This is a genomic window from Mesorhizobium sp. M7A.F.Ca.ET.027.03.2.1 (assembly GCF_003999175.1).
GTDB lineage: Bacteria > Pseudomonadota > Alphaproteobacteria > Rhizobiales > Rhizobiaceae > Mesorhizobium.
This window is the reverse complement of record NZ_RZOM01001126.1, coordinates 1-1,941: the sequence shown is the minus strand read 5'-3', so window position 1 is coordinate 1,941 and position 1,941 is coordinate 1. Positions and strand designations below refer to the sequence as shown.

Annotated in this window: 3 protein-coding genes; 2 read left to right on the top strand and 1 reads right to left on the bottom strand. The window is 64.3% G+C overall.

Annotated elements, in window-relative coordinates; genetic code table 11:
• Positions 1-6: 6 nt before the first annotated feature.
• On the bottom strand, positions 7-405 hold the full coding sequence (locus tag EN750_RS31995) for an NADH:ubiquinone oxidoreductase subunit NDUFA12 (RefSeq protein WP_013531353.1): 399 nt from the start codon (positions 403-405) through the stop codon (positions 7-9).
• A 228-nt stretch (positions 406-633) separates the two neighbouring features.
• Here EN750_RS31995 and panB point away from each other — a divergent pair, with 228 nt between their 5' ends.
• Together panB and EN750_RS31985 are read left to right on the top strand one after the other, a co-directional pair.
• Positions 634-1,476 (top strand): 3-methyl-2-oxobutanoate hydroxymethyltransferase, encoded by an 843-nt coding sequence (gene panB, locus EN750_RS31990; protein ID WP_127399082.1) that lies wholly within the window; start codon positions 634-636, stop codon positions 1,474-1,476.
• On the top strand, positions 1,473-1,941 hold a 469-nt coding region (locus EN750_RS31985; RefSeq protein ID WP_145968111.1), incomplete at its 3' end, for a pantoate--beta-alanine ligase. The genes panB and EN750_RS31985, both read left to right, overlap by 4 nt.

Below are 1,941 nucleotides of genomic sequence, written 5' to 3'. Positions count from 1 at the left end.
CTGTCGCTACGACCCGGGTGTCCAGGCATCGTAGTCGCCGGTGACCTGCGGGCGGTGCTGATTGGTCAGCACCGAGCCCTTCGGGCGATAGGCCGCCGGGCTGCCGGTCAGATTGGGCTGATGCGGCTTTTGCCAGTCGCGCGGCTTGTAGTCCTCGCTGGACGGCGCGACGTCGACGCGGTGGTGCATCCAGCCGTGCCAGCCGGGCGGTATCGCCGAAGCTTCCGAATAATTGCGGTAGATGACCCAGCGGCGCGTGCGGCCTTCCGAATCGATGCCGCCTTCGTAATAGAAATTGCCGGTCTCGTCCTGGCCGACCTTCTTGCCGTACCGCCAGGTATGCAGGCGGGTTCCTATCGTCTGGCTGTTCCACCAGGTGAAAAACTGCGTAAGGAAAGTCTTCATTTCAAAACCCTCGCGCCGGCAGCGCCCATTTTCCTGCTTATGGCGTCAGGCCTTGCCGAAGGCAAGGCTTTTGCCACGGCGTGCGCGCAAATGGCTTGCCTGAAGCCCGACACAAGCCTGTGATCCTCCCGGTCGCTGCATGCACGCTTGCCAAGCCTTTGCGGTATTTCTAAAGCTCTGCGCGCCCATGCCTGCATCCAGCCCGGCTTGAGGCCAAGGAGGTGACGATTGGCCACGGAATTGCCGACCACCGACATTCGCATCAGCGCCGAGGCGATTCGCCACTGCAAGGGCGGCACGCCGATCGTTTGCCTGACCGCTTATACCTATCCCATCGCCCGTCTGCTCGATCGCCATGTTGACCTGCTTCTGGTCGGCGACAGTGTCGCCATGGTCCTGCATGGCCACAAGACGACGCTGGGCGCCTCGCTGGAGATGATGATCGCACATGGGCAGGCCGTGATGCGCGGCTCGGCCAGGGCCTGCGTCGTCGTCGACCTGCCGGCCGGCACCTATGAGGCAACGGCAGCGCAAGCCGTCACCTCGGCGCGGCGGGTCGTCGACGAAACCGGCTGCCAGGCGGTGAAGCTCGAAGGCGGCCTCGACATGATCAGCCAGATCGAGGCCATCGTCGCCGCCGGCATTCCGGTGATGGGACATATCGGCCTGCAGCCGCAATCGGTCGAGAAGGACGGCGGCTACAAGATCAAGGGCCGCACCGAGGAGGCTGTTGCGGCATTGCTTCGCGATGCGCTCGCCGTCGAGAATGCCGGCGCTTTCTCGGTGGTCATCGAAGGCACGGTCGAGAGGGTCGCCGCCGATATCAGCCGCCGCCTCGCCATTCCGACCATCGGCATCGGTGCCAGCGGTGAATGCGACGGCCAGATCCTGGTCATCGACGACATGGTCGGGCTGACCGTCGATCGCGTGCCGAAATTCGTCAAGGAATACGCCGATCTGCGCAGCGTGATCTCGCATGCGGCGGAAACCTATGCAGCCGAGGTGCGGGGCCGGACATTCCCCGGCCCCGGCCATGTCTTTTCGGCGACAAACAGCAGGGACGACACATGAGCCAACCCGTCGTCGTCGACAGCGTAGCCGCACTTCGCGCGCAAATCCGGGACTGGCGGCGCGACGGCCTTCGTGTCGCCATGGTGCCGACCATGGGTGCTTTGCATGACGGGCACATCTCGCTGGTCAGGATCGCGCTCCAAAAAGCCGAGCGCTGCGTCGTGTCGATTTTCGTCAATCCGACGCAGTTCGCGCCGAGCGAAGACCTCGACAAGTACCCGCGCCAACTCGCCCGCGACCTCGACCAACTGGGCGCGGCAAAGGCCGACCTTGCCTTCACACCGACGGTTGGCGAGATGTATCCCGCCGGCTTCGCCACCAAAATCTCGGTCGGCGGCCCCTCAGCCGGGCTCGAGTCGGATTTTCGGCCGACCTTTTTCGACGGCGTCGCCACCGTGGTGGCAAAGCTCCTCCTGCAGGCAACGCCCGACTGTGCGGTCTTCGGCGAGAAGGACTACCAGCAGC

Coding starts and splice junctions, on each gene's coding strand:
- EN750_RS31995 (WP_013531353.1), bottom strand. CDS start 405: ATGAAGACTTTCCTTACGCAGTTTTTCACCTGGTGGAACAGCCAGACG.